The sequence below is a fragment of the Rhizobium sp. 16-488-2b genome, from assembly GCF_017741815.1.
In the GTDB taxonomy this organism is placed as follows: Bacteria; Pseudomonadota; Alphaproteobacteria; order Rhizobiales; family Rhizobiaceae; genus Rhizobium.
In genome coordinates this window covers 38,674-64,385 of the sequence record NZ_JAGHMF010000023.1, presented here as the reverse complement: position 1 = coordinate 64,385, position 25,712 = coordinate 38,674, and the positions used below count along the sequence as shown (strand labels likewise).

General features: G+C 63.1%; 26 protein-coding genes. 10 read left to right on the top strand and 16 right to left on the bottom strand.

The genetic code is table 11. The annotated features are described in order from the left end of the window. Nucleotides 1-13 precede the first annotated feature (13 nt). From J5286_RS19515 to J5286_RS19490, 6 genes are all read right to left on the bottom strand, one after another. A complete protein-coding gene (locus J5286_RS19515; RefSeq protein ID WP_209191773.1) occupies nt 14-1,495 on the bottom strand; it encodes a mannitol dehydrogenase family protein in 1,482 nt (493 codons plus the stop codon). Between the two features lie 102 nt (nt 1,496-1,597). Next, nucleotides 1,598-2,578: an ABC transporter ATP-binding protein gene (locus tag J5286_RS19510; protein ID WP_047509790.1), complete on the bottom strand. Its 981-nt coding sequence runs from the start codon at nt 2,576-2,578 to the stop codon at nt 1,598-1,600. 18 nt (nt 2,579-2,596) lie between these two features. Further along, nucleotides 2,597-3,427, bottom strand: coding sequence for a carbohydrate ABC transporter permease (locus J5286_RS19505; protein WP_047509791.1), 831 nt, complete (start codon nt 3,425-3,427; stop codon nt 2,597-2,599). A 1-nt stretch (nt 3,428) separates the two neighbouring features. Next, on the bottom strand, nt 3,429-4,301 hold the full coding sequence (locus tag J5286_RS19500) for a carbohydrate ABC transporter permease (protein WP_047509793.1): 873 nt from the start codon (nt 4,299-4,301) through the stop codon (nt 3,429-3,431). A 129-nt stretch (nt 4,302-4,430) separates the two neighbouring features. Continuing rightward, nucleotides 4,431-5,744, bottom strand: coding sequence for an ABC transporter substrate-binding protein (locus tag J5286_RS19495; protein WP_209191772.1), 1,314 nt, complete (start codon nt 5,742-5,744; stop codon nt 4,431-4,433). 150 nt (nt 5,745-5,894) lie between these two features. Then, on the bottom strand, nt 5,895-6,845 hold the full coding sequence (locus tag J5286_RS19490; protein ID WP_047509797.1) for a sugar-binding transcriptional regulator: 951 nt from the start codon (nt 6,843-6,845) through the stop codon (nt 5,895-5,897). Between the two features lie 249 nt (nt 6,846-7,094). On the opposite strand from J5286_RS19490, the gene J5286_RS19485 reads away from it, so the two are divergent. From J5286_RS19485 to J5286_RS19475, 3 genes are all read left to right on the top strand, one after another. Then, nucleotides 7,095-7,754, top strand: a complete 660-nt coding sequence (locus J5286_RS19485) for a response regulator (RefSeq protein ID WP_111565273.1) — start codon at nt 7,095-7,097, stop codon at nt 7,752-7,754. Beyond that, nucleotides 7,751-9,085 (top strand): sensor histidine kinase, encoded by a 1,335-nt coding sequence (locus J5286_RS19480; RefSeq protein ID WP_209191771.1) that lies wholly within the window; start codon nt 7,751-7,753, stop codon nt 9,083-9,085. Before J5286_RS19485 ends, J5286_RS19480 begins: the two co-directional genes overlap by 4 nt. Before the next feature lie 73 nt (nt 9,086-9,158). Further along, on the top strand, nt 9,159-10,079 hold the full coding sequence (locus J5286_RS19475; RefSeq protein ID WP_209191770.1) for an ROK family protein: 921 nt from the start codon (nt 9,159-9,161) through the stop codon (nt 10,077-10,079). A gap of 208 nt (nt 10,080-10,287) precedes the next feature. Here the strand turns inward: J5286_RS19475 and ppk2 are convergent, their stop codons facing one another. From ppk2 to J5286_RS19455, 4 genes are all read right to left on the bottom strand, one after another. Beyond that, nucleotides 10,288-11,205: a polyphosphate kinase 2 gene (gene ppk2, locus J5286_RS19470; RefSeq protein WP_209191769.1), complete on the bottom strand. Its 918-nt coding sequence runs from the start codon at nt 11,203-11,205 to the stop codon at nt 10,288-10,290. A gap of 207 nt (nt 11,206-11,412) precedes the next feature. Further along, entirely contained in the window at nt 11,413-12,717 is a 1,305-nt protein-coding gene (locus tag J5286_RS19465; RefSeq protein ID WP_209191768.1) for a DUF3422 family protein, read from the bottom strand. Nucleotides 12,718-12,870: 153 nt separating this feature from the next. After that, a complete protein-coding gene (locus tag J5286_RS19460; protein ID WP_209191767.1) occupies nt 12,871-13,299 on the bottom strand; it encodes a DoxX family protein in 429 nt (142 codons plus the stop codon). Between the two features lie 65 nt (nt 13,300-13,364). Further along, nucleotides 13,365-14,348: a sugar-binding domain-containing protein gene (locus tag J5286_RS19455; protein ID WP_113200040.1), complete on the bottom strand. Its 984-nt coding sequence runs from the start codon at nt 14,346-14,348 to the stop codon at nt 13,365-13,367. A 422-nt stretch (nt 14,349-14,770) separates the two neighbouring features. Here J5286_RS19455 and tal point away from each other — a divergent pair, with 422 nt between their 5' ends. Then, on the top strand, nt 14,771-15,736 hold the full coding sequence (tal, locus tag J5286_RS19450) for a transaldolase (protein ID WP_113200039.1): 966 nt from the start codon (nt 14,771-14,773) through the stop codon (nt 15,734-15,736). Nucleotides 15,737-15,815: 79 nt separating this feature from the next. On the opposite strand, the gene J5286_RS19445 is transcribed toward tal, so the two are convergent. Next, nucleotides 15,816-16,655 carry an amidohydrolase family protein gene (locus tag J5286_RS19445; RefSeq protein ID WP_209191766.1) on the bottom strand — a complete coding sequence of 280 codons (840 nt, stop codon included), beginning with the start codon at nt 16,653-16,655 and terminating at the stop codon, nt 15,816-15,818. A 188-nt stretch (nt 16,656-16,843) separates the two neighbouring features. Between J5286_RS19445 and J5286_RS19440 the strand changes: the two genes are divergently transcribed. From J5286_RS19440 to J5286_RS19430, 3 genes are all read left to right on the top strand, one after another. Beyond that, nucleotides 16,844-17,575, top strand: coding sequence for an SDR family oxidoreductase (locus J5286_RS19440; RefSeq protein WP_112944194.1), 732 nt, complete (start codon nt 16,844-16,846; stop codon nt 17,573-17,575). A 65-nt stretch (nt 17,576-17,640) separates the two neighbouring features. After that, nucleotides 17,641-18,330, top strand: a complete 690-nt coding sequence (locus J5286_RS19435; protein ID WP_209191765.1) for a DUF1345 domain-containing protein — start codon at nt 17,641-17,643, stop codon at nt 18,328-18,330. Nucleotides 18,331-18,410: 80 nt separating this feature from the next. Beyond that, nucleotides 18,411-19,619, top strand: a complete 1,209-nt coding sequence (locus tag J5286_RS19430; RefSeq protein WP_245206309.1) for an adenylate/guanylate cyclase domain-containing protein — start codon at nt 18,411-18,413, stop codon at nt 19,617-19,619. 9 nt (nt 19,620-19,628) lie between these two features. Here J5286_RS19430 and J5286_RS19425 read toward each other — a convergent pair whose 3' ends face one another. Further along, nucleotides 19,629-19,802, bottom strand: a complete 174-nt coding sequence (locus J5286_RS19425) for a DUF1328 domain-containing protein (RefSeq protein WP_018902004.1) — start codon at nt 19,800-19,802, stop codon at nt 19,629-19,631. A gap of 173 nt (nt 19,803-19,975) precedes the next feature. Between J5286_RS19425 and J5286_RS19420 the strand changes: the two genes are divergently transcribed. Genes J5286_RS19420 through J5286_RS19410 form a run of 3 tightly spaced genes read left to right on the top strand, consistent with a single transcriptional unit; the run spans nt 19,976 to nt 21,211 of the window. Further along, entirely contained in the window at nt 19,976-20,305 is a 330-nt protein-coding gene (locus J5286_RS19420) for an ArsR/SmtB family transcription factor (protein ID WP_209191788.1), read from the top strand. After that, complete coding sequence (locus tag J5286_RS19415; RefSeq protein ID WP_209191764.1) at nt 20,302-20,772, top strand: SRPBCC family protein; 471 nt, start codon at nt 20,302-20,304, stop codon at nt 20,770-20,772. The genes J5286_RS19420 and J5286_RS19415 overlap by 4 nt, the downstream gene beginning before the upstream one ends. 25 nt (nt 20,773-20,797) lie before the next feature. Further along, nucleotides 20,798-21,211, top strand: coding sequence for a GFA family protein (locus J5286_RS19410; RefSeq protein WP_209191763.1), 414 nt, complete (start codon nt 20,798-20,800; stop codon nt 21,209-21,211). A gap of 70 nt (nt 21,212-21,281) precedes the next feature. Here the strand turns inward: J5286_RS19410 and J5286_RS19405 are convergent, their stop codons facing one another. Genes J5286_RS19405 through J5286_RS19390 form a run of 4 tightly spaced genes read right to left on the bottom strand, consistent with a single transcriptional unit; the run spans nt 21,282 to nt 25,518 of the window. After that, entirely contained in the window at nt 21,282-22,709 is a 1,428-nt protein-coding gene (locus J5286_RS19405) for a gamma-aminobutyraldehyde dehydrogenase (RefSeq protein WP_111564946.1), read from the bottom strand. 52 nt (nt 22,710-22,761) lie between these two features. Further along, nucleotides 22,762-23,577 (bottom strand): ABC transporter permease, encoded by an 816-nt coding sequence (locus J5286_RS19400; RefSeq protein ID WP_037179553.1) that lies wholly within the window; start codon nt 23,575-23,577, stop codon nt 22,762-22,764. Further along, nucleotides 23,567-24,535, bottom strand: a complete 969-nt coding sequence (locus J5286_RS19395) for an ABC transporter permease (protein ID WP_209191762.1) — start codon at nt 24,533-24,535, stop codon at nt 23,567-23,569. The genes J5286_RS19400 and J5286_RS19395 overlap by 11 nt, the downstream gene beginning before the upstream one ends. Beyond that, entirely contained in the window at nt 24,532-25,518 is a 987-nt protein-coding gene (locus J5286_RS19390) for an ABC transporter ATP-binding protein (RefSeq protein WP_209191761.1), read from the bottom strand. The genes J5286_RS19395 and J5286_RS19390 overlap by 4 nt, the downstream gene beginning before the upstream one ends. Nucleotides 25,519-25,712 lie beyond the last annotated feature (194 nt).

Genomic DNA, 25,712 nt, shown 5'->3' with positions numbered 1-25,712 from the left:
CGCCGCTTGATGCTTATGCCGCGAGCTTGTTGTCGAGGTAAAGCTGCAGCGTCTCGCGCGTGCCCTTTTCCCACAGCGTCTTCAGCGCATGCGCGAAGCGCTTGCGGAAGAGCTCCGACTTGGCGACCTCGCCGAAGATGTCGTCGAAGGCGAGGAACGCCATCGGGTCGTCCTTGGCCTTGATGGCGGCGGCATGCAGCCGGTCGGCGCTGGCATCGTTGAAGACGATGTCCTGGCCGGTATCGGTCTTGCCGGCGAAGTAGCGGCACCACAGAGCCGAAACCAGCGACAGGCCAACGACATCACGCCCCTGGTTCAGGTTGTCGAGCGTGGACGGCAGGATGAATTTCGGCTGGCGGTTGGAGCCGTCCTGCGCCAGGCGCGGGATGGTGTCGGCGATCTTCGGGTTGAGCAGGCGGTGCTCGATCAGCGCGAAATAATCAGTCAGCGAGGTGTTCGGCACCGGCGGCACGATCGGGATGATCTCTTCCTTTTCGAGCTTGGCGAGGAAGGCGCGGATCAGCGGGTCTTCCATCGAGTCATGCACGAAATGGATGTCCATCAGCGCCGCCGGATAGGCGATCGCCGCATGGCCGCCGTTGAGGATGCGGATCTTCATGTGCTCGTAGGGCGTGACATCGGGCACGAAGGTGACGCCGACATTCTCCAGCGCCGGGCGGCCGGCGGTGAACTTGTCTTCCAGCACCCACTGCTTGAACTCTTCGCAATAGACGGGCCAGTTGTCCTCGATATCGAAGACGTCCTTCAGCAGATCGATCTCGCGCTGGCCGGTAGCCGGCGTGATGCGGTCGACCATGGCGTTCGGGAAGGCGACATTGGCCTTGATCCATTCGGCGAAAGCAGGATCGGAGAGCGCCGCCGTGCCGACAACCGCATTGCGGGTGACGACGCCATTGTGCGGAATGTTATCGCACGACATGACGGTGAACGGCACGAGGCCCTTGTCCTTGCGCGCCTTGAGACCGGCGACGATCAGGCCGAACACGGTCTTCGGATCGGCGGGGTTCTTGCCGTCGGCCGCGATTGCCGGATGATCAGGATTGAACTTGCCGGACGCGTCGATGAAGTAGCCGCCCTCGGTGATCGTCATCGAGACGATGCGGATTTCGGGGTCGGCGAGCTTGGCGATGATGGTCTTGGCATCGCCGACGGGCAGGATGTCGATCATCGGCGCGGTGACACGCGCCGAGGTCTTGTTGTTGTCCTGCTCGACGACAGTCGTCAGGAAGTCCTGGGCGGCGAGCTTGTCGCGCATGGCGGCATCGGACGGCAGGATGCCGGCGCCGATGATTGCCCAGTCGTGAGCCTCGCCCTTGTTGAACAGGTCGTCGAGATAGATTGCCTGGTGGGCGCGGTGGAAGTTGCCGACGCCGAAGTGCACGATGCCCGCCTTCAGCGACGCCCGCTCATAGGCCGGTACGGCGGCTGTCTTAGCCGCGTCGGAAAGCGTTGCCAGCGATAGTTTGCACGTCATGTCTCAGTCCTCTTGAAGGTCTTCAGGGTCTAACAACCCCGGTACTGGCGCGCCGGGCACCTCGTCCGGCACGCGCGCTCTTCCCCACCCCGGATGCCTCGCTCAGATGGCGAGGCCCTGCTCGTTGAACCTGTGAATGCGAGCCTTGTCTGCGGTCAGGTAGACAGTGTCGCCGGCCTTGGCCGGGAAGCTGCCGTCGCCGCGCGCCGTCATCTGGCCGATGCCCTCGACATTGACATGCAGGAAGGTGTCGGAGCCGAGGTGTTCGGCGACCACGACCTTGCCCTTCCACTCGCCGCTCTCCATCGAGAGCTGGATATGTTCGGGGCGCACGCCCAGCGTCTGCGAGCCCTGCGGCACGAAGTTCATCTTCGGCGAGCCGATGAAGCCGGCGACGAAGAGGTTGCGCGGCTTGGAATAGAGCTCCATCGGCGAGCCGACCTGCTCGATATTGCCGCGGTTGAGCACCACGATCTTGTCGGCCATGGTCATGGCTTCGACCTGGTCGTGGGTGACGTAGATCATCGTCGTCTTCAGCTGCTGGTGGAGCTCGCTGATCTCGAGGCGCATGTTGACGCGCAACGCGGCATCGAGGTTCGATAGCGGTTCGTCGAACAGGAAGGCCGAGGGCTGGCGCACGATGGCGCGGCCGATCGCGACACGCTGGCGCTGGCCGCCCGAGAGCGCGCGCGGCTTGCGGTCGAGATAGTCGGTGAGGTTGAGGACACGGGCTGCGTCCGCCACCTTCTTGTCGATCTCGGGCTTTGCCATGCCAGCCATCTTCAGCGGGAAGGCAATGTTGCTGCGCACGCTCATATGCGGATAGAGCGCATAGGACTGGAACACCATGGCGAGCCGGCGTTCGGATGGCGCGCTCTCGGTGGCGTCCTTGCCGTCAATGACGATCTTGCCGCCGCTGACATCTTCGAGGCCTGCGATCAGACGCAGCAGCGTGGACTTGCCGCAGCCCGACGGGCCGACGAAGACGACGAACTCGCCGTCCTTGATTTCGAGATCGATCGAAGGGATGACCTTGGCTTCGCCGAAGACCTTCGAAACTTTCTGAAGGGTAATGCTGCCCATGTTTCTCTCCCTTGTTTCTTATTTCACCGCGCCGAACGTCAGGCCGCGGACGAGTTGTTTCTGGCTGAACCAGCCGAGGATCAGGATCGGGGCGATTGCCATGGTCGATGCTGCCGAAAGCTTGGCGTAGAAAAGTCCTTCCGGGCTGGAATAGGAAGCGATGAACGTCGTCAGCGGCGCAGCCTTGGAAGCTGTGAGGTTGAGCGTCCAGAAGGCTTCGTTCCAGGACAGGATGATGTTGAGAAGAAGCGTCGAGGCGATGCCCGGCACCGCCATCGGCGTCAGCACGTAGATGATTTCCTTGCTGAGCGAGGCGCCATCCATGCGCGCCGCCTCAAGGATCTCGCCGGGGATCTCCTTGAAGTAGGTGTAGAGCATCCAGATGATGATTGGCAGGTTGATCAGCATCAGCACCACGACGAGGCCGATGCGGCTGTCGAGGAGGCCCGTGTTGCGGAACAGCAGATAGATCGGGATCAACGCGCCGACTGCCGGCATCATCTTCGTCGAGAGCATCCACATCAGCACATCCTTGGTGCGCTTGGTCGGCGAGAACGCCATCGCCCAGGCGGACGGAACCGCGATGATCAGGCCGAGCAGCGTCGAGCCGAAGGAGATGATCACCGAGTTCAGGAAGTGGCTGAAGTAATTCGATCGGCTCTGCACCTCCAGATAGTTCTCCGTCGTCCAGTGGAAGAACAGGAACTGCGGCGGCGATGCGATGGCGTCGGCTTCCGACTTGAAGCTGGTGAGAAAGGTCCACAGGATCGGGAAGAAGAGCACGATGCCGATGGTCCAGGCGACCGCCGTGACGATCACCTTGCGCTGGGTTGTGATGCGTCTGGCCATCTCAAGTCTCCAGGTTCTTGCCGACGATGCGGACGAGGAAGATAGCAACGATATTGGCGAGGATGACCGCGATGATACCGCCCGCCGAAGCGCCGCCGATGTCGAACTGCAGCAACGCCCTGTTGTAGACGAGGTAGGTCAGGTTGGTGCTGCTCGTGCCGGGACCGCCATTGGTGGTGACGAGGATTTCGGCGAAGACCGACAGAAGGAAGATCGTCTCGATCAGAATGACGACGGTGATCGCGCGCGCCATGTGCGGCAGGATGATGTAGACGAACTGCGAGAAGAAGCCCGCGCCATCCATCTCGGCCGCTTCCTTCTGCTCTTCCGACAGCGACTGCAGCGCGGTGAGCAGGATGAGCGTGGCGAAGGGAAGCCACTGCCAGGCGACGATCAGGATGATCGAAAACAGCGGCATGTTGGCGAGCCAATCGACCGGCTGCGCGCCGAACAGGCGCCAGATATAGGCGAACAACCCGTTGACCGGGTTCATGAACATGTTCTTCCACACCAGCGCTGCGACGGTCGGCATGATGAAGAACGGCGCGATCACGAGAATGCGCACGATCCCCTGGCCGAACATCGGCTGGTCGAGCAGAAGCGCCAGCGCGATGCCGCCGACGATGGTGATGACGAGGACGCTCAAGACCAGCACGAGCGTATTGATCAACGCGTCGAAGAAGGCCGGGTCCGTCAGGAAGAATTCGTAATTGAGGAAGCCGAGGAAGCGATTGTCGCTCGGCATCAACAGATTGTAGTCGATGAACGAGAAGTAGATCGTCATCACGAGCGGGACGATCATCCACGCGAAGAGCAGGAGCACCGAAGGTGCCATCATCATGCGCGCCGCGGAGCGTGTGTGTAACGTTGCCATGGTTCACCGTCTTTTCTGAAAGCGGATGGCTGCAAGGCCTTAGGGACAAAAAGGGCCGCCGATGCAGTTCGGGCAATTCGGCGGCCTAGGGGTGCGGCGTGCAGGCGCACGCCGCATGTCTCGGGAGGCTTACTTGGGGTAACCAGCCTTCGTCATTTCGCGGGTCGTCAGCTGCTGAGCGCTCTGCAGGGCCTGATCGACGGAGATCTGGCCGGCGACAGCTGCCGAGAACTGCTGGCCGACGGCCGTACCGATGCCCTGGAATTCAGGGATCGCGACGAACTGGCCACCGGTGTAAGGCACCGGCTTGACGGTCGGCTTCTGCGTGTCGGCTGCCTTCATCGCATCAAGCGTCTTGGCGGCGAACGGAGCGGCCTTCTGGTAGTCGGCGTTTTCGTAGAGCGAGGTGCGCGTGCCCGGAGGAACGTTTGCCCAGCCTTCCTTGCTTGCAACCAGATCGCCGTAAGCCTTGTCGGTCGCCCAGGCGACGAACTTCTGCGCGGCTTCAGCCTTGGTCGACGTTGCCGGGATTGCGAGGTTCCAAGACCACAGCCAGTTGCCGTGGTTCTTCATCTCGCCCTTGGTCGGGAACAGGGCGTAACCGACCTTGTCGGCAACCTTCGATTCCTTCGGGTTGGAGACGAACGAAGCGGCGACCGTCGCGTCGATCCACATGCCGCACTTGCCGGTCTGGAAGAGCGCCAGGTTTTCGTTGAAGCCGTTCGAGGATGCACCGGGAGGGCCGGCTTCCTTCATCAGGTCGACGTAGAAGCCAAGCGCTTCCTTCCACTCGGGGCTGTCGAACTGGGGCTTCCAGTTTTCGTCGAACCAGCGGCCGCCGAAGGAGTTGTCGAGCGCGGTGATGAACGCCATGTTCTCACCCCAGCCGGCCTTGCCGCGAAGGCACATGCCGTAGACTTCGCCGCTCTTGTCGGTGATCTTCTTCGCCGCATCGGCGATGAAGTCCCAGGTCGGCGCGTCGGGCATCTTCAGACCGGCCTTTTCGAAGAGGTCGGTGCGGTACATGATCATCGCGCTTTCGCCGTAGAACGGCACGGCGTAGAGCTTGTTGTCGACGGTCAGCGCAGCGCTGATCGCGGGCAGCAGGTCCTTGGCGTCATACTTTTCGCCGAGGTTGTCCAGCGGCAGAAGCCATCCCTGCTTGGCCCAGATCGGCACTTCGTAGTTGCCGATCGTCAGAACGTCGTACTGGCCGCCCTTGGTCGCGATATCGGTCGTGACCTTCTGGCGCAGCACGTTTTCTTCGAGCGTTACCCACTCGAGATCGATGCCGGGGTTCTTTGCCTTGAAGTCATCCGTGAGCTTCTGCATGCGGACCATGTCGCCGTTGTTGACGGTCGCGATCGTCAGCGTTTCAGCCGAAGCCATGCCCGCGAACGCCAGGACGGAGCAGGCGCCGAGCAGAAAAGTTTTAAATGTCATGATCTTCCTCCCAGAAGATGTTAGCGAGCATTCGCTTTGCTCATGGGCAATTACTCAACTGTAAGCGACAAATGTCAAGCTCCAATCGTTGCTGCAGCCGCGAAACGATGAGTTATCCTGCTGATTTAAAAAGAAATAAATTTTTGCCCACTATGTGAGCAAATACTCGGCGACCTCTTCATCGGTGATCAAACCGTTGATCTGATGACCGGTAACGGCCGCCTTGATCGCCTTCATCTTGCGCTTGCCCTTGCCGATTCCAATGACCACGGAGGTCTCGCGCGAGGGGATCGGAGCGGACGCGACGCGCTCGTTGATCGGGTTGTCGAGCAGCCTGCCTTCACTGTCGAAAATCCAGCCGCAGATCTCGCCGACGGCGCCATTGTCCATCAGCTCCATCATCTCGCCCTTCTCAAGGAAGCCGTCGACGCAGAGCGGCCCGTCGATGCCGAGTTCGCCGATACCGACGAAGGTCACGTCGGCCTGCGCGCTCATGTCGAGCGTCGAGCGCACCAGCTGCTGGGCATGCAATGTCTCGCGCTCTTCGGCAGAGGTGACGAGAACCGGCAGCGGCATCGGGAAATGCCGCGCCTTGACGGCATCGGCCATGCTGAAAATGACGTTGTAATAGGCGGCCGAACCGTCCGGCGCGATGTTGCCGGTGAGCGAGACGATGCGATGATTGATGCATTCGATCGCCGGCAGCTGATCGACCGCGGCCTTCAGCGTTCGCCCGGTTCCGACGGCAAGAACGATCGGGTCGGCCTTCTTCAGCCAGCGCTCGATCTCGGCCGCCGCCGCCTCGGCGATACCGACGGTCGCGGCACCGGCGCCCGGATCGCTCGGCACGATATCCACCTGCCGCAGCCCGTATTTGTTGCGCACGGCATTGGCGAGCTCCAGACAGGCGGCGATCGGGTGGTCGAGCCGCACCTTGATCAGCCGCTCGGCCACGGCAAGCGACACCAGCCGCTGCGCCGATTGTCGCGAAATCCCCATGGACGAGGCGATCTCGTCCTGCGTGCGCCCGGCCACATAGTAGAGCCAGCCGGCGCGCGCCGCGTCATCGAGACGACCAGAAGTTTCGGACTTTTTCACCATCGACTATCCATTGCGCGCGACTGCGCCGGCTTTCGCCGGCAAAGCATGTGGTTGAAGCTATGTTCGCGCCAGATCAAAACAAAATTCGGGCAAATGTCGAGTGCATTGAGAAATTGCACAATCTATTTTAGCCTCAACGCAAGCAGTGGATGGTGCTCAGCCCCGCCATTGCAGCGCGATCTTTGCCCGCGAAGCCATGCTTGACCTGACATCGAACGGCACGCTAACTATGCGCCAGAGGGAAAAATCGTGCGAATTCTGCTGGTTGAGGACGACAAGATGATTGGCGAGGCGGTGCGCGATCATGTCGCCGCGTCCTTCCATGCCGTCGATTGGGTGAAGAACCTCGCCGACGCGGAAGCCGCCACGGGCCCTGTCGAATATGGATTGGTGCTGCTCGACCTCAATCTTCCCGATGGCAGCGGCGTCGATTTCCTGCGCAAGCTGCGCAGCCGCGACATTCGCGCGCCCGTCATCATCCTCACCGCGCGCGACCAGATTTCCGACCGCATCGAGGGATTGAACGCCGGCGCCGACGACTATCTCGTCAAGCCCTTCAACCTGGGCGAGCTTGAAGCGCGCATCATGGCGGTGGCCCGCCGCTACGACGCCAACCCGCACCCGGTGGTGCAGATCGGCGATATCGAAATCAACCGGCCGCAGCACAAGCTCTCCGTCGACGGCATCTCCGTAATCCTCACCAGCCGCGAATGGGCGGTGCTTGACCTCCTGACCGCACGCCCCGGCGCGATCGTCTCCAAGGACCGCATCGAGGAGGCGCTCTACGCCTTCGGCTCGGAAATCGAGAGCAACACGGTCGAGGTCTATGTCAGCCGGCTGCGCAAGAAGATCGGCAAGGATCGCATCCGCACGGCCCGCGGCATCGGCTACACACTCGGATCACAATGAAGCGCGAACGCAGTATCACCCGCCCGCTCATCACCGCGCTGACGACCGTCATGGTCATCTTCTGGCTTATCGCCATTGGCCTCAGCATCCGCGTCATGCAGCATGAGTTCGACGAGATCTTCGACAGCGCCCAGCAGGAAACGACGGAACGGCTGCTGGCGCTGATCCTCGACGACATGGACCAGCGCGGCATCGGCGACCCGCATGGCATCGCCATGCTGAACACCGCCGCCAACCGCGAGTATCTGACCTATCAGGTTCGTGATCCATCAGGAAAGGTGGTGTTGCGCTCCAATGACGCGCTTGCCGAGCCCTTCCCCGCCCCGCTCGAAACAGGCTTCTTCGACAGCGCGACCGCGCGTATCTACACGGAAAAGACATCCGACGGCTCGCTCTTCCTGCAGGTCGCGGATCGCTTCAAGAATCGGCGCGAGGCCGTGCGCGAAAGCGCCGTCACCCTGCTCATTCCGCTGATCGCGCTTATCCCGGCCAGCATATTTGCGATCTGGTTCATCGTCGGCCGCGCGCTAAAGCCGCTGGATGCGCTGCGCCAGGATATCGGCACCAAGGATGGCGGCAATCTGGCGGAAGTGGAGAGCGCCGGTCTGCCGAAAGAGCTGAAGCCGATCGCCCGCTCCGTCAACCTGCTGCTCGGACGCCTGCGCTCCGCGCTTGAGGCCGAGCGCGAGTTTACCGCCAACAGCGCCCACGAACTCAGAACGCCGATCGCCGGCGCGCTGGCGCAGACGCAGCGGCTTGCCGAGGAACTACCCCCGGGACCAACCAAGGCTCGCGCCCACCAGGTTGAGAGCTCGCTGGTCAATCTCGGGCGCCTCGCCGAAAAGCTGCTGCAGCTCGCCCGTGCCGAGGCCGGCATCGGCGGCAGCGCCACGGCAACGGATCTTCGCCCGGTGCTCGACATGATCGTCACCGATTACGAACGCGACAGCCGCTCGCAGGGTCGCCTGCGCTACACCGCCGCGCCTGCGACAAAGCTGGTCCGCAACGCCGACATGGACGCCTTCGGCATCATCCTGCGCAACCTCATCGAGAACGCCCTGGTTCATGGCGACCCGGAGCTATCGGTCGATGTCAGCCTCGATGCGAATGGCGTCGTGCGTGTTGTCAGTGGCGGGGCCTTGGTGCCCGAAAGCGATATGGCGACGCTGAAGAGACGCTTCCGGCGCGGCAACACCAGCGCCTCAGGCTCCGGGCTTGGGCTTGCAATCGCCGATCGCATCGTCTCGCAGATGGGCGGAACGCTCGACCTGATCTCGCCCGCCAGCGGCCAGAGTTCCGGCTTCGAGGCGCGCATCACGCTGCCTGCCTGATCAGGGTTTGGGCTTGCAAATCGCACCTAACGATGCGAGCAGATTCTAACCGTTTGGAACAAGCAGAATACGAATGATCATCTCCTTCGACATCGGCGGCTCGGCGATCAAGGGCGGCGTTGCCCTTTCCGAAACCGAGATCACGCCGCTCGGCCGCCGCCCGACCCCCCTCGATGATTTCGGCGCCTTCGTCGATACGCTGCGAACCTTCATCGCGGAAGCCGGCGGCTCGCCGACGCTGCTGTCGATCTCGATCGCCGGCGTCGTCGATCCCGATACGCAGCTGCTCACCTGCGCCAACATTCCCTGCATTCACCAGCGCACCATCGCCGCCGATCTTCAGGCCGAGCTCGGCGTGCCGGTCCTGGTCGCCAACGACGCCGACTGCTTCGCCATGGCCGAAGCCGGCCTCGGCGCCGGTCGCGGCCACCGCATCGTGCTCGGCGTCATCCTCGGCACCGGCGTCGGCGGCGGCGTGATCGCCAATGGCCGGCTGATCAACGAGGCGGGCGGCTTTGCAGGCGAATGGGGACACGGCCCGATCGTTGCGCTGCGCGCCGGCCACCCGCCGGTCGAGATCCCGCATTATGCCTGCGGCTGCGGCCAGAGCGGCTGCGTCGATTCCGTCGGCGGCGCGCGCGGCATGGAACGCCTGCACAAGACCCTCCACGGCCTCGACTTCACCAGCGAGGAGATCATCGGCCAGTGGCTGGGCGGCGAGGAAAAGGCGACCCGCACGATCGACGTCTTTATCGATCTCCTCGCCTCTCCTCTGGCGCTGACCGTCAACATCACCGGCGCCACCATCGTCCCCGTCGCCGGTGGGCTCTCCAATGTGGAACCGCTGCTGGATGAGCTCGACAAGGCCGTGCGCCAACGCATCCTGCGCAAATTCGACCGCCCGCTCGTCGTGCGCAGCGAATGCCGTGTTGAACCCGGGCTGATTGGGGCGGCGTTGCTGGGATTGAAGGCGGAAGCGGAGATGGTGGGGTAGGGGTTTTACCCCGCGACGTTGGAGGAAGCAGCCCCCTCATCCGACCCTTCGGGCCACCTTCTCCCCGCAGGGGAGAAGGGGAGGTTGGCGCGAGCGGCCGCCTCGAGTCTCTTCTCCCCAGCGGGGAGAAGGTGCCGGCAGGCGGATGAGGGGCCTCACCCGCCCGACGGTTCTATTCAATCAACGGCACACCCGCCGACAGTTCCAATCAATACCTCGACGGAACGTACAACTCCGGCGGCAGGACCTTGCGCTCGTAATCCGGGTTGAAGACGCGTTCCGGCAAGGCGATCTCCTCGTGCGGCACGTCCTCGTAGGGGAACTGCGACAGCAGATGGTCGATGCAGTTCAGGCGGGCGCGCTTCTTGTCGTTGCCTTCGACGATATGCCACGGGGCTTCCGGGATGTTGGTGCGGGCGAAGGTTTCTTCCTTTGCCTTGGTGTAGGCCTCCCAGCGGATGCGCGACTGCAGGTCCATCGGCGACAGCTTCCACTGCTTCAGCGGATCGTGGATGCGCACGAGGAAGCGTAGCTGCTGTTCTTCGTCGGTGATCGAGAACCAGTATTTGACCAGACGGATGCCGGAACGGACCAGCATGCGTTCGAATTCGGGCACGTCGTTGAAGAACTGCTCGACCTGATCCTCGTCGGCAAAGCCCATGACGCGTTCGACGCCGGAGCGGTTGTACCAGGAGCGGTCGAAGAGCACGATCTCGCCGCCAGCAGGCAGATGCGGCACGTAGCGCTGGAAGTACCACTGCGACTTCTCGCGGTCCGACGGTGCCGGAAGCGCCACGACGCGGGCGACGCGCGGGTTGAGACGCTGGGTGATGCGCTTGATGACGCCGCCCTTGCCGGCGGAATCGCGACCTTCGAAGATCACGACCACCTTTTCTTTGTGATAGGTGACCCAATCCTGCAGGCGGATCAGTTCGGATTGCAGCGCGATCAGCGAACGGAAATACTCGATGCGCGGCATCGATGGCGGATGCGCCTTGCGGTAGATCTTGCGGATTTCCTCGGACAGCGCCGGCTCGGAGAGCTCGAGCTCATAGTCTTCATCCAGCGTATCGGCCAGTTCGGCCTCGAGCCAGTCGGTTGAAGGCGTGCCTCTCATGGTGGTCATCTCGATCCCTGTTCAGATTTGTCGCTTCGGACGCTTGCGGAGCTGGCTAGCTTTGCGCCTCATGACGATATCATGAAAGCACGCACGGCAAGGCCACTCATGGCGCCAAATAAGCAGCGTGTCATGAAGGATATATGACGCTTCGGCCGGACGCGGAGATGTGTGCGCAAAGTGGTCGGCAGGTGAGCGTGCTGCCGGCCTCTCGGATCAGCTGAGCGCGTCGGGACGGTTGGCCTCTTTGACGTGGTCGTCGCTGTGCTTGCTGCGAATGCGGCGCACCGTGAGCCACACGCCGAGAACGACGAAGGGCACGGCGGCGCCGGTCAGCGTCTCCGGCGCGATCTCGACGCCGACGCCATGCAGAAGCTTGGCGAGATAGCCGACGAGGCCGATGACGTAATAGGAGATGGCGGCGACCGACAGGCCTTCGACCGTCTGCTGCAAGCGCAGCTGCAAATGGGCGCGCTTGTCCATCGAGGCCAGGATCTCGGTGTTGAACTTTTCCAATTCGACATCGATCCAGCTGCGCAGGAGGGCCGTTGCGCGGGCGAGCTTTCGCGACAGGTCCGCCTGCCGCTCCTCGACCGACTGGCAGGTGCGCATGGCGGGCGCCAGCCGACGCTGCAGGAAGGCGCCGAGCGTCTCGTTGCCGGGGAGCGCCTTTTCGGCCAGCATGGCGACGCGCTCGAGCACGATGTTGTAATAGGCGCGGCTGGCGCCGAAGCGGTAGAGGCTGAGGGCAGCATTGGCCTCGAGCTCGGCGGCGAGGCGAGTGATCTCCGACAGCGTGGCGTCGGCTTCGGCGCGCGCATGCTGCTTCATGCCCTGCGTGATGGCGGTGAAGCTCGTTTCGATCTGGCGGATCTCGGGCGACAGCGTCTGCGCCAGCGGCAGGCCCATCATGGCCAGCGTTCTATAGGTCTCTATGTCGAGCAGGCGCTGGGCGAGCATGCCGCGGGCGCCATCCGTCATGCCGTGGTCGAGCACCAGGAACTTGGTCAAGCCGTCGCCGTCCTGGCGGAAATCGGTGATCACGGTCGCCTGGCTGTCGGCCACCATGCTCTGACAGAGGCTTGTCGGATCGAAATTGGCGATGACGTCGGCGACATCCTCGCTATCAGGGCGGATCTCGATGCGAACGCCCGAGATGAAGGCACCCGGTGCCGCAAAGCTGGCGCCGAAGGGATTGATCGGGATTTCGGCGCCGAATTCCGCCGGTGCCGGCGTGTCCCAGAAATAGGTCGAGAATTCCGTGTGGCGCTCCCAGCGCAGCGTGCCGCTGCCCCAGCTCATCGTGTGGTGGCTGGTGTCTGCGGCGGGTGCCGGAACACCCTGGGCAAGCGAGAGCGCCTTCAGGATCGCCTGATCGGCGGCGAAGTTGGCTTCAGTCAGGAAGGCGACCTGAAAGATGACGCGGGAGACGGGGATCAGCGTATAGGGGCGCGAATGGATTTCGCCGAGCGCGCGGGCGCGGACATCGGCTACGGGAAACGAAAAGCTACGCTTCGACAAATCTTGCCTCCTGACTGTGCCCCCACGGCCAGTTCTTCCCTTGGCTATTATCAAATGGCCCGGTGCGTACGACGTGGCGGTTTGACGCAGAACGATCATGCGCCGGCCAGTCGCGGCGTGTCGAGCCGTTTCAGTTCCGTCCGCTGGCCGAGGTCAGTGCGACGCCTGCAATGGCCAGCGCGTCACCTTGCCGGCAAACAGCGCCCACCAGACGATGACCGGCTGCAGGGCGAGACGCGGCAGATGATACCACCAGCCCAAGGCGGCCGTGGTCGAGCCGAGATCGTCGATGGCGTGCTTGATGTTGGCCGGGAACACGCAGACGGCATAAAGGGCCAGGCAGATGCCGGCCGAGCGGCGTAATCGCTCAGTCGTCAGGCCGATCGCGCCGGCAATTTCGCACAGGCCGGTGAACGCGATCACCGCGGCCGGGAAGGGAACCCAATCCGGAGTGATCGACAGGAACGCGGCTGGGAAGAGCAGATGCGCGCAGCCGGCGATCATGTAGAGGCCAGCCAGGATAAACCTGCCGGTTGGGCTTTCCGCGTTGTCGGTGGAGGCATCGTCTGCGGCTTTGGTCATGCAGCGTTTACGCAAATGACCGGCGTCTGGATGATGCGATATATGTCGCCGATGCGCCCGATGCGTCAGGCTGCTTCGGCGAGCTCGATCAGGGCGCGGGCGGCGCTTTCGTCTGTGATCAGCGTGTTGCAGCCAATCCGCTTGATGGTGGCGCTGATCGCGACCGCGCGGTGGGCACCGCCGGAGGAGAGCACGATGTGCTTGGCCTTCTTCAGCGTATCGAGATCAACGGACATCACACGGCTGTTGATCGAATGATCGACCGTGTTGCCGTCCTTGTCGAGGAAATTGAACATGGTGTCGCAGACGCAGCCGGCATCGATCAGCTCCTGCAGCTCGCCCTTGGAGATCCATCCCTCCGACAGCGAGGTCGAATGCGGGCCGATATCGCCGCAGCTGACGATGGCGAGATCAAGCGTCTCGGCGAGCCGATAGATGGTGTCGAGGCCGCACTTTTCGATGAGGTTGCGCTTGGTCTCGGTGGAATCGACCAAGAGCGGCGCGAGGAACATGTAGCATTCGGCGCCGAGCTGGCTTGCGAGCCGCCAGGTGTAGTCGATCGGGTTGGTCTGATGGACGGCGACGATGCCGCCGAGCAGCGAAACGACCTTGCAATTGTCGCGGCGCGGCGGACGGAAGCTCGACAGCGAGGCCGTCATTGTGCGGCCCCAGCCGACGCCGATCGTGTAATTGTCGGGGATGGCTTCGGAGAGAAACTGGCCGAGCGCCAGGCCGACGCTCTTGGCCAGCGCATTCGGATCGGAGGTAACGGGAGCGGGCACCACGATCGCCTCGTCCAGGCCATATGCGCGCTCCAGCTTCACCGACAGCTCGACGCAATCGCCGATCGAATCGTTGATCCAGATCTGCACTTCACTGCGCTTCATCGCCTCGTCGAGCAGCCGGATGACGGTCGTGCGGCTGATGCCGAGCTGCTCGGCGACATCTTTTTGCGTCAATCCCTGGTTATAGTAGAGCCAGGCAGCGCGCAGTCTGAGCGAGGAGGCTTCCGAATAGGCGGTGTGCGTGCCGCGTTTTAGCTTGACCACATCTCCTCCAAAAGCAAAGGCGCCCTAGATCCTGCTCGAGGCAGGGCATGGTTTGTCGCCGCGATAATGACCGGTGTGACACTTATGTCAATTGAAATGCACAAATGTCCTTGACATTATGGCCCCGGAATAGCGATAGTCTTGGCAACTGGTCGTTCCGTCCATTGTAGGAGGCACTGTGCGGGCATATGGCAAATCGCAGCGGTCTTGCGCCGGGGCTCGATTGCCCTTGGACGTCTTCGTTGCGGCAGCCCGAGACGGGAACGATGGGGTACTCGCCGACGTTTATGATGTAAGCCAAACGCGCGGGCACGATTTCACAGACAGCGACTTCAAAGACAGTACGGGCAATCCGTAGATCACCTCATTCGCCGGGCCTCAAGTGCTCCGGCTCGCAGCTCAAGTCAAAAGGACACGCGACCATGACATCCAAGCTTGACCAACTCCGCGAGATCACCACCGTCGTCGCCGACACCGGTGACATCGAAGCCGTTGCCCGCCTGAAGCCGGTCGATTGCACGACCAACCCGAGCATCGTTTTGAAGGCACTCGGCACGCCGATGTTCGCCGACGCGATCAAGGAAGCCGTTTCCTGGGGCAAGAAGCAGGGCGGCAATTCCGAAGCCGTTGCTTCCGCCGTTGCCGACCGTCTCGCCGTTTCCGTCGGTGCAGCGCTCTCCAAGCTCGTTCCCGGCCGCGTCTCGACCGAAGTCGACGCCGACCTCTCCTTCGACACCAAGGCATCGGTCGAAAAGGCTCACGGCATCATCGCCGGCTACAAGGAACGCGGCATCGAGAAGGATCGCATCCTGATCAAGCTCGCTTCCACCTGGGAAGGCATTCGCGCCGCCGAAATCCTGCAGAAGGAAGGCATCGACTGCAACCTGACGCTTTTGTTCTCGCAGGCACAGGCGATCGCTTGCGCCGACGCCAAGGCATTCCTCATCTCGCCCTTCGTCGGCCGTATCCTCGACTGGTACAAGAAGTCGACCGGCAAGGACTTCACGCCTGAGGAAGATCCGGGCGTACTCTCCGTTCGCGAGATCTACAACTACTACAAGGCCAACGACATCAAGACGATCGTCATGGGCGCCTCGTTCCGCTCGGCCGGCGAGATCGAAGCACTGGCCGGTTGCGACCGCCTGACGATCGCGCCGAACCTGCTCGACGAACTCTCCAACGACCAGGGCAAGCTGGAGCGCAAGCTGTCGCCGGAAGGTGCCAAGCCGATCTCCAAGATCGCCGTCGACGAGAAGACCTTCCGCTGGATGATGAACGAAGACGCCATGGCGACCGAAAAGCTCGCCGAAGGCATCCGCGCCTTCGCCAAGGACCTCGGCACGCTGCGCGCCATGGTCACCAAGGAACTGCAGCTCGCGGCTGCCTAAGGGCTTTGCGGGCACTTGAATGAGGAAAGGGCGGTGCCGGTGGCGCCGCCCTTTTTTGTTGGGGGATATCGAACTGCGTTCAGTCGACCGCCCAGATCCGTTTGGCATTGCCCTGATACAGCTTGTCGCGCTCCTCGGCGCTGCAGCCTGATGTCAGCGCGTGCGTGGCCGCCACCCAGGGCGTCAGGCCGCCGCCGAGCGTGCACACGGGCCAGTCGCTGCCCCAGACGACGCGATCCCAGCCAAAGCTTTCGATCGTGTGCTCCACATAGGGGCGCAGGCTGTCGACGGACCAGCGTTCGAGATCGCCATAGGCGATGACGCCGGAGATCTTGGCGGTGACGTTTGGGCGGCGGGAGAATTCGGTGATGCCGCGATGCCAGACGGCGCTCATGCCTGACTTGATCGGCGGATTGGCGCAGTGGTCGAGGATGAAGCGGACATCGGGGTTGAGGTCGACAAGATCGAGAATGCGTTCGAACTGATGCGGGAAGACACAGAGATCGAAGGTTAGCCGGGTATCGGCCAGCCGCGCGACGTTCTCGCGAAACAGCGGCCGCTCGGATGTGTCGTCGGGTGCCACATGCAGCACGCGGCGGAAGCCCTTGATGAAGGGGTCGGCGAGGCAGCGTTCGAGATAGGCCGGAAAGCCGTCTTCTTCCGGACGACAGGCGGCGATGGCGCCGCGCACGAGGCTTTTAGGCCTTTCGGCGATCTCCTTGATGAAGGCCGTTTCCTGTTCGATCGCATCACCTGATACATCGACTTCCATGTGCAGCACATTGGTGATGCCGCAGCGAAGCGCGTCGCGCGCATAGTGCTCGTAGAGGCTGTCGCGGTTCAGATCCGGCACGTCGGGGAGCCAAGGATAGTGCAGGCGATTGCGGTCGATGACGTGCAGATGTGTGTCGAAGAGCATGCGGTTCCTCCCCCTTCATGCAGGCTTTCTTGCCTTCCTCTCGTCCTTCGTCGGAATTTTCTATGCGTGACGCGGGCCTCCCACCCGTGTCAGCGTCCGGCGTCGGACAATGTGATTGACGACATAATGAATATAATGTTTGCATATGAATGAATGCGCCGCAAGCGCCACGCATAACGGGAGGAATTATGAGCCACGGTCTGGAAGGCAAGAAGGTCGTCGTCACGGCGGCCGGTCAGGGGATCGGACGCGCCAGTGCGGAGCGTTTCATTTCGCTCGGCGCCCATGTTTACGCCACCGACATCAACCAGGCGTCGCTTTCGACGCTCGCCGGCGCGACGACCACGGTTCTCGACGTGCTCGATGGAAACGCCGTGCGCGCCTTCGCAGACGAGATCGGGCCGATCGACGTGCTCTTCAATTGCGCCGGTTTCGTGCATGCCGGCTCGATCCTCGATTGCGAGGAGAAGGACTGGGACTTCTCCTTCAACCTCAACGCCAAGGCGATGTATACGACCTGCCGCACCTTCCTTCCCGGCATGCTCGACAAGGGCAAGGGCTCGATCGTCAACATGGCGTCGGTCGCCTCCAGCGTGAAGGGCGTGCCAAACCGCTTTGCCTATAGCGCATCGAAAGCGGCCGTGATCGGGCTCACCAAGTCGATCGCGTCCGATTTCGTCGCCAAGGGCATCCGCGCCAACGCCATCTGCCCGGGGACCGTCGACAGCCCCTCGCTGCACGAGCGGCTGCGCGCCACCGGCGATTACGACAAGGCGCTCAGCGACTTCATCGCCCGCCAGCCGATGGGCCGTATCGCAACAGCCGAGGAGATCGCGGCGCTGGTCACCTATCTCGCCGGCGACGAGGCCGGGTTCACGACAGGCCAGATCCATGTGGTCGATGGCGGCTGGACCGGCTGAGGCCATATTGCTCTTGCCGGTATCAAGCTGATATCGTTGGTGATCTCGCAGCGGCGGAGCATTTGATGGCAGAGGTTACGTCTGGCGGCAGCGGCCGTCCCCTTCGGTTGCTGCGCAAGCACGCGATCTTCGTGATCGCGGTGCTTGTCGGCCTCGCGGTCTTCCTGCTTCTGACGACGCGCGAGGTGACGGCACGCAACCTGTTGGCCGGCTGGAACGTGGCTGCAGTGATGTTCATCGTCGCCACATGGCGGCGGATGTTGAAGGCGAGCGTGGCGACGATCCGCAAGCGCTCGGCGGATCTCGATTTCTCGGACTCGCTTCTGTTGTTCCTGTCGATCTCGGCCGCCCTTGCCAGCATCGCTGGCATCGGGCTCGAGTTGCATCAGGTCAACGAGGCGGCGCCCAGCGTCGCGCTCGGTCGGGCACTGGCGGCCGTTGTCACCATTCTGATCTCCTGGGTGTTCCTGCACACGCTGTTTACCGTGCATTACGCGCACCGCTTCTATGGCGGCGACGATGATGGCGACGGCGTCAAGGGAGACGGGCTGAAGTTCCCCGAGGGGCTGGACGAGCCCGTCTACTGGGACTTCCTCTACTACTCCTTCACGATCGGCGTCGCCTCGCAGACGGCGGATGTGGCGACGAGCTCGACTGTCATGCGCAAGCTGACGCTGCTGCATTCGGTGCTGTCGTTTCTGTTCAATACGACCATCCTGGCGCTCGCCATCAATGTCGGCGCAAGCCTCCTTTAGAGGTAGGCGCGCGCGATAGAGCCGTTTGGCAATCTGGTGTAAGAGGGGTTTTCTTCACCTGGGGTTGTTTTGGGGGCTTCATGGGGTCGTTGTCGCGCGAGAGATTGGCGGCGCTTGCCGGTTGCGATGCGGAGCAGCTGGACGCCGTGGCGCGGCTTCAGATCATCGAGGCCGGGCCGGAGGGCTATGCGGCGAGCGATGTCAGCCGGCTGCGGCTGGTGCTGGCGCTGAATGCCGCCGGCATCGCGATGGAGACGCTCGCCACCGGTCTGCGCCAACAGATCGTCTCGCTCGATTTCGCCAGCCAGTTGATGTTCGAACCGGTCACCATGTCGGATATTTCGCTCGCGGAAGCGCTCGCCGATGCCTCGCTTGATCTCGGGCGCCTCAACGCGCTGCATTCCAGCGCCGGGCTTTCGCCGATGTCGCCGAAGCGGGCGCTGCGGGAGGATGACGAGGAGTTCATCCGGCTGATCACCGAATGCACCGGGCTCGGCGCTTCAGACGATGGCATGCAGCGGGTGCTGAGGGTCTTCGGCCAGTCGATGCGGCGCTGCGTGGATACGATGCGCGATCTCTTCCGCGCCGAGGTGGAAGAGCCGATGCTGGCCGCCGGCCTCAGCCATCGCGAGGTGCTCGCGGCGGGCGCGGCCACGCGGCTTTCGCTGCAGCGCATCGGCATCCGCATGCTCTTCCTGCTGCAGCGGCGGATGCTCGAGGAGGCGGTGTTCGACAATGTGGTCGGGCGGCTGCAGGACGCCCTGCGCGGGCTTGGCATCGACGCCGAGGGTGATCAGGCGCTGCCGGCGGTGGCCTTCGCCGATCTCACCGGCTTCACGGCACTGACGCGCGATATCGGCGATGTCAGGGCGGCCGAGAAGGCGGCGAGCTTCGAGGCGCTGGCGCAGCGTCTCGCCAATCTTGCCGGCGGGCGGATCGTCAAGCCGCTGGGCGACGGGGTGATGATGCTGTTTCCGGATGCGGAGGCGGCGTTGAAGGCGTCACTGTCGCTCGTCGCCGAAAGTGCTGCGCATCAGCTGCCGGAGGTGAGGGTGGGTGTTGCGACCGGTCAGGTGGTGCCGCGCGACGGCGACATTTTCGGCCACACGGTCAATCTGGCGGCGCGGATCGCTTCGGTCGCCGCACCTTCGCAGGTGCTTGTCTGCGGCGGAACGCATGATGCCGCCACAGACGAGATGTCGGAGATGGATTTCGAGGCGCTGGAACCGGTATCGCTCAAGGGCGTCGCCGATCCCGTATCGCTGTTTTCAGTCAAGACCGGACTATAGATCGGCTTCCTAGAATATTGCCTGCCCGGCCAGCAGCGCGAGCACCAGGAAGATCACGAAGATGATCAGCGCGATACCGAAGAGAACGCGCGCGATCGTCGCCGTCGCCGCGGAAATCCCGGAAAAGCCGAAGAAGCCCGCAATCAGCGAAATCACGAAAAAGATAAGAGCCCATTTCAGCATGGAGGCGTTCCTTCTAGTTGGTCCCATAGAAGACGCGCCAGAGCGAAAAAGGTTCCATATCCAATGAGATAGCGGTGACGTTTTGGGGCGTTGCGGGTTTCGCGGCGCATTGTAGTCATTATCTGAAATCGATTAGTATTGACTGATTGATTAGTGATTGCTATTGAATGCGTATGACAGAATCCGAGATCATCACGACAGTCATGCGCGCGCTTGCCGACCCCACGCGGCGGGCGGTGTTCGAACGCATCGCCAATGCCGAGGAGATCACCGTGGCGGAGCTCACCCGGACGAGCAATGTGACCCAGGGTGCGATCTCGCAGCATGTGAAGACGTTGAAACAGGCGGGCCTCGTCAGCGAGCGGCCGGAGGGCCGCAATGTCTATTATCGGGCGCAACCGGCCGGCCTGGAGCCGCTGGCGGATTGGATGAGCCATTATGGCGTTTTCTGGCGCGAGCGCTTTGCCGATCTGAGGGACCTCTTGAAGGAAATCGACCCATGACCGACCATGCCGACACGTCATCCATCGTCCTGGACGAGGTCTTCCCGCATAGACGGGAGATCGTCTGGAAGGCGCTGACCTCAGGCGCGCTGATCGGGCGATGGCTGATGGAGCCCAAGGGGTTCGAGGCGGTCGTCGGCAATCGTTTCACATTTCAGACCAAGCCCGCCGATGAATGGGACGGCACCATCCGGTGCGAGGTGCTCGAGGTCGTGGAAGGGCAGCGGCTCTCCTATGCCTGGAGGGGCGGCCACGAGAGCAATCAGGGCTACGGCTCGAAGCTGGAGACGATCGTCACCTTCACCCTTGCCGAAACGGAAGCGGGCACGCGGTTGCGTCTGGTGCATTCGGGCTTCGTGCTGCCGAAGAACGATGCCGCCTATCGCAACATGAGCGAGGGCTGGAAGAAGCTCGTCGAGCGCCTGGACACTGTGGTCGCGGAAGAGGCGTCGCGGACGCTGCATTGAGACGAATCTAGAGGAGGAGAATGTCATGAACGCATCCTATACCGGCGGCTGCGCCTGCGGCGCCATGCGCTACGAGATCGCCGGCGAGCCCGTCGTCATGCTCGATTGCCAGTGCCGCCAATGCCAGCGCGACAGTGGCACCGGACATCAATCGCACCTGACCTTCGTTGCCGCCGAGGTGACGCTGAAGGGTGAGGCATCGCAATGGCAGAGCGTGGGCGATGGCGGCACGGTGAAGCGGCGCGCCTTCTGTCCGACCTGTGGCTCGCATGTCTATCTGACATTTCCCGACATGCCGGATGTGTTCATCGTCACGCCATCAAGCCTCGACGATCCCAGCCGCTACAAGCCGCAGCTGGTGGCATGGACCGCCGCCGGCCACACCTGGGATCACCTCGATCCGGCCTTGCCGACATTCGAGGCCATGCCGCCGCGCTGACAAGTCACCCCGTCGACGAAAACGCCGCCGCTGTTTCCAACGGCGGCGTTTTCGGTCTGCATGGCATGCGTCAGCCGTGGTTGATCATCACGTGGCGAACGGCGGTGTAGTCTTCCAGTGCGTAGACGGACATGTCCTTGCCGTAGCCCGATTGCTTCAGGCCGCCATGCGGCATCTCGTTGGTCAGCATGAAGTGGGTGTTGATCCAGGTGCAGCCATATTGCAGGCGGGCGGCGGTCTTCATGCCGCGGCTGATGTCCTTGGTCCAGACCGACGAGGCCAGGCCATAGTCGCTGTCGTTGGCCCAGGTGACGGCATCCTCGACATCGGTGAAGCGGGTGACCGAGACGACGGGGCCGAAGACCTCGCGGCGGACGATCTCGTCTTCCTGCGTGGCGCCGGCAATCACCGTCGGCGTGTAGAAGAAGCCCTTGTCGCCGGAGGTCTTGCCGCCTGTCGTGATCTCCATGTGCTTGTGCTCGCCGGCGCGGGCGACGAAGCTTTCGACGCGGTCGCGCTGGCGCTTGGAGATCAGCGGGCCGATCTCGTTTTCGGCGTCGTCGGCAAGGTTGAACTTGATCGAGGAGACCGCCGAGGAGAGGTCGGCGACGAACTTGTCGTAGACCTTGGCGTCGGCATAGATGCGGCAGGCTGCGGTGCAGTCCTGGCCGGCATTGTAGTAGCCGAAGGTGCGGATGCCTGACACAACCGCGTCAATATCGGCGTCGTCGAAGACGATGACCGGGGCCTTGCCGCCGAGTTCCAGATGCGTGCGCTTGACGGTCTTTGCGGCCGCCTGCAGCACCTTCTTGCCGGTCGCGACATCGCCGGTGATCGACAGCATCGAGATCTTCGGATGGTTGATCAGCGCGTTCCCGACGCTCTCGCCGCGGCCGAGGATGACGTTGACCACGCCTTCGGGCAGGATGTCGGAGAGGAGCTTCGCCATCTTCAGCGCCGTCAGCGGCGTCTGCTCGGAAGGCTTGAAGACGACGGTGTTGCCGCCTGCGATTGCGGGTGCCAGCTTCCAGGCCATCATCATCAGCGGGTAGTTCCACGGCGCGATCGAGCCGACGATGCCGATGGCGTCGCGGCGGATCATCGAGGTGTGGCCGGGGAGATATTCACCGGCGACCGGGCCATGCAGGTTGCGCACCGCGCCGGCGAAGAAGCGGTAGCAATCGACGATGGCGGGGATCTCGTCGTTCAGCACCGCGTTGATCGGCTTGCCGCAGTTCAGCGCTTCCAGCGTCGCGAAGCCTTGGGCGTCCTTCTCGATCGCGTCGGCGATTTTCAGCAGATAGCCGGCGCGCTCGCCGGGTGTCGTCTGCGACCATGCGGAGAAGGCCTTTTCGGCGGCGTCTACGGCGGCGTCGATCTGGCCGAGCGATGCCTCGGCGAGGCTCAGCACCGTCTCGCCGGTCTTCGGGTTCAGGATGTTTTCTTCGATCTCGGTGCCCGCTTCGAAGCGGGATCCAATCAGCATCGCGGTGTCCATGATGTTCTCCCTTGTTATCGCTGGGGCGGGATGGGGGTATCCCGCGCTCCGGTTATTTTCCAGCTCCGGCGACCTGATCGCCATCGCGCGTGAGGTAGTAGGCTGCCAGGATCGGCAGGAAGGTGACGAGCACGACGACCATGGCGACCACGTTGGTGACGGGGCGCTGGCGCGGGCGGATCAGCTCTTCCAGCATCCAGATCGGCAGCGTCGATTGCTGGCCGCCGGTGAAAGTGGTGACGATGACCTCGTCGAAGGAGAGCGCGAAGGCAAGCATGCCGCCGGCAAGAAGCGCCGTGCCGATATTCGGCAGGATGACGTGGCGGAAGGTCTGGAAGCCATCGGCGCCGAGATCCATCGAGGCCTCGATCAGCGAGCCCTGGGTGCGGCGGAAGCGGGCAACGGCGTTGTTATAGACCACCACGACGCAGAAGGTGGCGTGGCCGAGCACGATCGTCCAGACCGAGAAGGGAATGTCGAACAGGCTGAAGGCCGAGCGCAGCGCGATGCCGGTGATGATCCCCGGCAGCGCGATCGGCAGGATGACCAGCAGCGAGATCGCCTCGCGGCCGAAGAACTTCGTCTGGCTGACGGCGGCGGCGCAGAGCGTGCCGAGCACCAGCGCGATGGCGGTGGCGATGCAGGCGACCTGCACTGAAAGCCCAAGGGCGGCCCAGACATCCGGCCGGTTCCAGGCGATGCCGAACCACTGCAGCGTCAGCCCCGGCGGCGGCCACTGGTAGCTCTTTTCTTCCGTCGTGAAGGCGTAGACGAAGATCAGCAGGATCGGCAGGTGCAGGAAGAGCAGCCCGCCGGCTGCGGCGATCTTGAGCGCGATCGGCGCGCGTTGGCCACGGTCAGAGCGCATCGAAGGCTCCCTGTTTCTTGGCCAGCCACAGATAGACGGCCATGATGACGATGGGGACGACGGAGAAGGCGGCGGCGAGCGGCACGTTGCCGGCCGTTCCCTGCTGCGCATAGACCGCCTGGCCGATGAAGAGGCGCGAGGAGCCGATGATCTGCGGGATGATGTAATCGCCCAGCGTCAGCGAGAAGGTGAAGATCGAGCCGGCGACGATGCCGGGCAGAGCCAGCGGAAAGAGCACGGTGCGGAAGGTCTGGCCCGGCGTGGCGCCGAGATCGGACGATGCCTCGATCAGGTTGCCCTGCACGCGTTCGAGCGCTGCCTGCGTCGGCAGGATCATGTAGGGCAGCCAGACATAGACGAAGACGAGGAAGGTGCCGATATAGCTCACCGACAGCGAATTGCCGCCGACAATGGGTAGCGCCAGCACGCCGTCGAGCAGCCAGGCCAAATGCAGCTTGGCGAAGAACCAGGTGAGAATACCCTCCTTGGCGAGGATCAGCTTCCAGGCGTAGATCTTGACGAGATAACTTGACCAGAGCGGCAGCATGACGCCGAGATAGAAGAGCGCCTTCCATTTCCCCTTGGCGTAGCGGGCCGCGTAATAGGCGATCGGGAAGGCGACGACGGCGGAGGCGAGCGTCACCAGCGCCGCCATCAGCACGGTTCTCACGATGATGTCGAAATTGGTGGGCGACAGCAGTTGCGCATAAGTTGCCAGCGTGAATTCGTAGGTCACCAGGCCGGAGAAATCGTCGATCGAAAAGAAACTCTGCAGCAGAAGCGCCAGGAGCGAGCCGATATAGATGATGCCGAGCCAGAGCAGCGGCGGCGTCAGCATCAGGAAGAGCAGCAGCTTCGGTCGGCGCCAGAACAGGTCGGACATCCGGCCGAAGAAACCGCCGCGACCGGGCAGGATCGAGGTCGCCGCCTCCTCGTGGGTGAGCGCGATCGCGGTCATGCGGCGTCGTCCATGTAGTGCACGTCGACGGGCTGCCACGACAGGCGGACATCGGCGCCGACTTCGGGGATAGTGGCGCCTGCCGGCAGCATGACATGCAGGCGCGTGCCTCGGGCCGCGACGGTGAGCCGCGTGGCGGCGCCGAGGAAGCTGGCGTTTTCGACACGGGATTCGACGCCGTCGCCGGTGAGTCGGATCGCTTCGGGGCGCAGGCTCGCCCAGCGCTTCTCGCCGCCAAGCGCGGTCATCAGCTCGGGGGCGATCACATTGGAGGAGCCGACGAAATCGGCGACGAAGCGGGTTTTCGGCCTGTTATAGATATCCTGCGGCGTGCCCTCCTGCACGATGCCGCCATCGTTGAAGACGGCAACGCGGTCGGCCATGGAGAGTGCTTCGCCCTGATCGTGGGTGACGAAGACGAAGGTGATGCCAAGCGCGCGCTGCAGGCCCTTCAGCTCCTCCTGCATCTGCTCGCGCAGCTTCAGGTCCAGCGCGCCGAGCGGTTCGTCGAGCAAGAGCACGCGCGGCTTGTTGACCAGCGCCCGGGCGAGCGCCACGCGCTGCCGCTGGCCGCCGGAGAGTTGTCCGGGCTTGCGGGCGCCGTAGCCGGGGAGCTTCACCAGTTCCAGCGCCTGTTCGGCCGCTTTCGCGCGCTCCATCTTGCCGACGCCCTTGACCATCAGCCCGTAGGCGACGTTGTCGAGGATGTTCAGATGCGGGAAGAGCGCGTAGTCCTGGAACACGGTGTTGACGTTGCGCCTGTATGGCGGCACGCCCTCGGCGGTCTCGCCGAAAATCTCGATATGCCCCGCCGTCGGCTGTTCGAAGCCGGCGATCAGGCGCAGGCAGGTGGTCTTGCCCGAACCCGACGGCCCCAGCATGGCGAAGAACTCGCCCGGCGCGATCTCGAGATCGACGCCATCGACGGCGCGAACGGCGCCGAAATGGCGGGAGACCTTCTGGAAACGGACGGCGGGTGTCATTTTGGGGGCTCCGATGTTTGCGGTGTTCCCTTCTCCCCCACGGGGAGAAGGTGGCCCGAAGGGTCGGATGAGGGGGCGACACGGCAGGCGTCGTCTTCGCTTGTCGCTCAGACGCTCGCTCCTTCGTCGCTCACCCCCTCATCTGTCCTTCGGACATCTTCTCCCCGTTGGGGAGAAGAGAGGCTGCGGCCAGC

What these genes read in the sequence shown, in the direction of transcription:
- J5286_RS19480 (WP_209191771.1), top strand. Translation starts at nt 7,751, where the DNA reads ATGAAGCGCGAACGCAGTATCACCCGCCCGCTCATCACCGCGCTGACG.
- J5286_RS19435 (WP_209191765.1), top strand. Translation starts at nt 17,641, where the DNA reads ATGGCAGAGGTTACGTCTGGCGGCAGCGGCCGTCCCCTTCGGTTGCTG.
- J5286_RS19505 (WP_047509791.1), bottom strand. Translation starts at nt 3,427, where the DNA reads ATGGCCAGACGCATCACAACCCAGCGCAAGGTGATCGTCACGGCGGTC.
- J5286_RS19425 (WP_018902004.1), bottom strand. Translation starts at nt 19,802, where the DNA reads ATGCTGAAATGGGCTCTTATCTTTTTCGTGATTTCGCTGATTGCGGGC.
- J5286_RS19415 (WP_209191764.1), top strand. Translation starts at nt 20,302, where the DNA reads ATGACCGACCATGCCGACACGTCATCCATCGTCCTGGACGAGGTCTTC.
- J5286_RS19405 (WP_111564946.1), bottom strand. Translation starts at nt 22,709, where the DNA reads ATGGACACCGCGATGCTGATTGGATCCCGCTTCGAAGCGGGCACCGAG.
- J5286_RS19495 (WP_209191772.1), bottom strand. Translation starts at nt 5,744, where the DNA reads ATGACATTTAAAACTTTTCTGCTCGGCGCCTGCTCCGTCCTGGCGTTC.
- ppk2 (WP_209191769.1), bottom strand. Translation starts at nt 11,205, where the DNA reads ATGACCACCATGAGAGGCACGCCTTCAACCGACTGGCTCGAGGCCGAA.
- J5286_RS19515 (WP_209191773.1), bottom strand. Translation starts at nt 1,495, where the DNA reads ATGACGTGCAAACTATCGCTGGCAACGCTTTCCGACGCGGCTAAGACA.
- J5286_RS19400 (WP_037179553.1), bottom strand. Translation starts at nt 23,577, where the DNA reads ATGCGCTCTGACCGTGGCCAACGCGCGCCGATCGCGCTCAAGATCGCC.
- J5286_RS19440 (WP_112944194.1), top strand. Translation starts at nt 16,844, where the DNA reads ATGAGCCACGGTCTGGAAGGCAAGAAGGTCGTCGTCACGGCGGCCGGT.
- J5286_RS19390 (WP_209191761.1), bottom strand. Translation starts at nt 25,518, where the DNA reads ATGACACCCGCCGTCCGTTTCCAGAAGGTCTCCCGCCATTTCGGCGCC.
- J5286_RS19510 (WP_047509790.1), bottom strand. Translation starts at nt 2,578, where the DNA reads ATGGGCAGCATTACCCTTCAGAAAGTTTCGAAGGTCTTCGGCGAAGCC.
- J5286_RS19490 (WP_047509797.1), bottom strand. Translation starts at nt 6,845, where the DNA reads ATGGTGAAAAAGTCCGAAACTTCTGGTCGTCTCGATGACGCGGCGCGC.
- J5286_RS19430 (WP_245206309.1), top strand. Translation starts at nt 18,411, where the DNA reads ATGGGGTCGTTGTCGCGCGAGAGATTGGCGGCGCTTGCCGGTTGCGAT.
- J5286_RS19460 (WP_209191767.1), bottom strand. Translation starts at nt 13,299, where the DNA reads ATGACCAAAGCCGCAGACGATGCCTCCACCGACAACGCGGAAAGCCCA.
- J5286_RS19475 (WP_209191770.1), top strand. Translation starts at nt 9,159, where the DNA reads ATGATCATCTCCTTCGACATCGGCGGCTCGGCGATCAAGGGCGGCGTT.
- J5286_RS19420 (WP_209191788.1), top strand. Translation starts at nt 19,976, where the DNA reads ATGACAGAATCCGAGATCATCACGACAGTCATGCGCGCGCTTGCCGAC.
- J5286_RS19410 (WP_209191763.1), top strand. Translation starts at nt 20,798, where the DNA reads ATGAACGCATCCTATACCGGCGGCTGCGCCTGCGGCGCCATGCGCTAC.
- J5286_RS19500 (WP_047509793.1), bottom strand. Translation starts at nt 4,301, where the DNA reads ATGGCAACGTTACACACACGCTCCGCGGCGCGCATGATGATGGCACCT.
- tal (WP_113200039.1), top strand. Translation starts at nt 14,771, where the DNA reads ATGACATCCAAGCTTGACCAACTCCGCGAGATCACCACCGTCGTCGCC.
- J5286_RS19445 (WP_209191766.1), bottom strand. Translation starts at nt 16,655, where the DNA reads ATGCTCTTCGACACACATCTGCACGTCATCGACCGCAATCGCCTGCAC.
- J5286_RS19395 (WP_209191762.1), bottom strand. Translation starts at nt 24,535, where the DNA reads ATGACCGCGATCGCGCTCACCCACGAGGAGGCGGCGACCTCGATCCTG.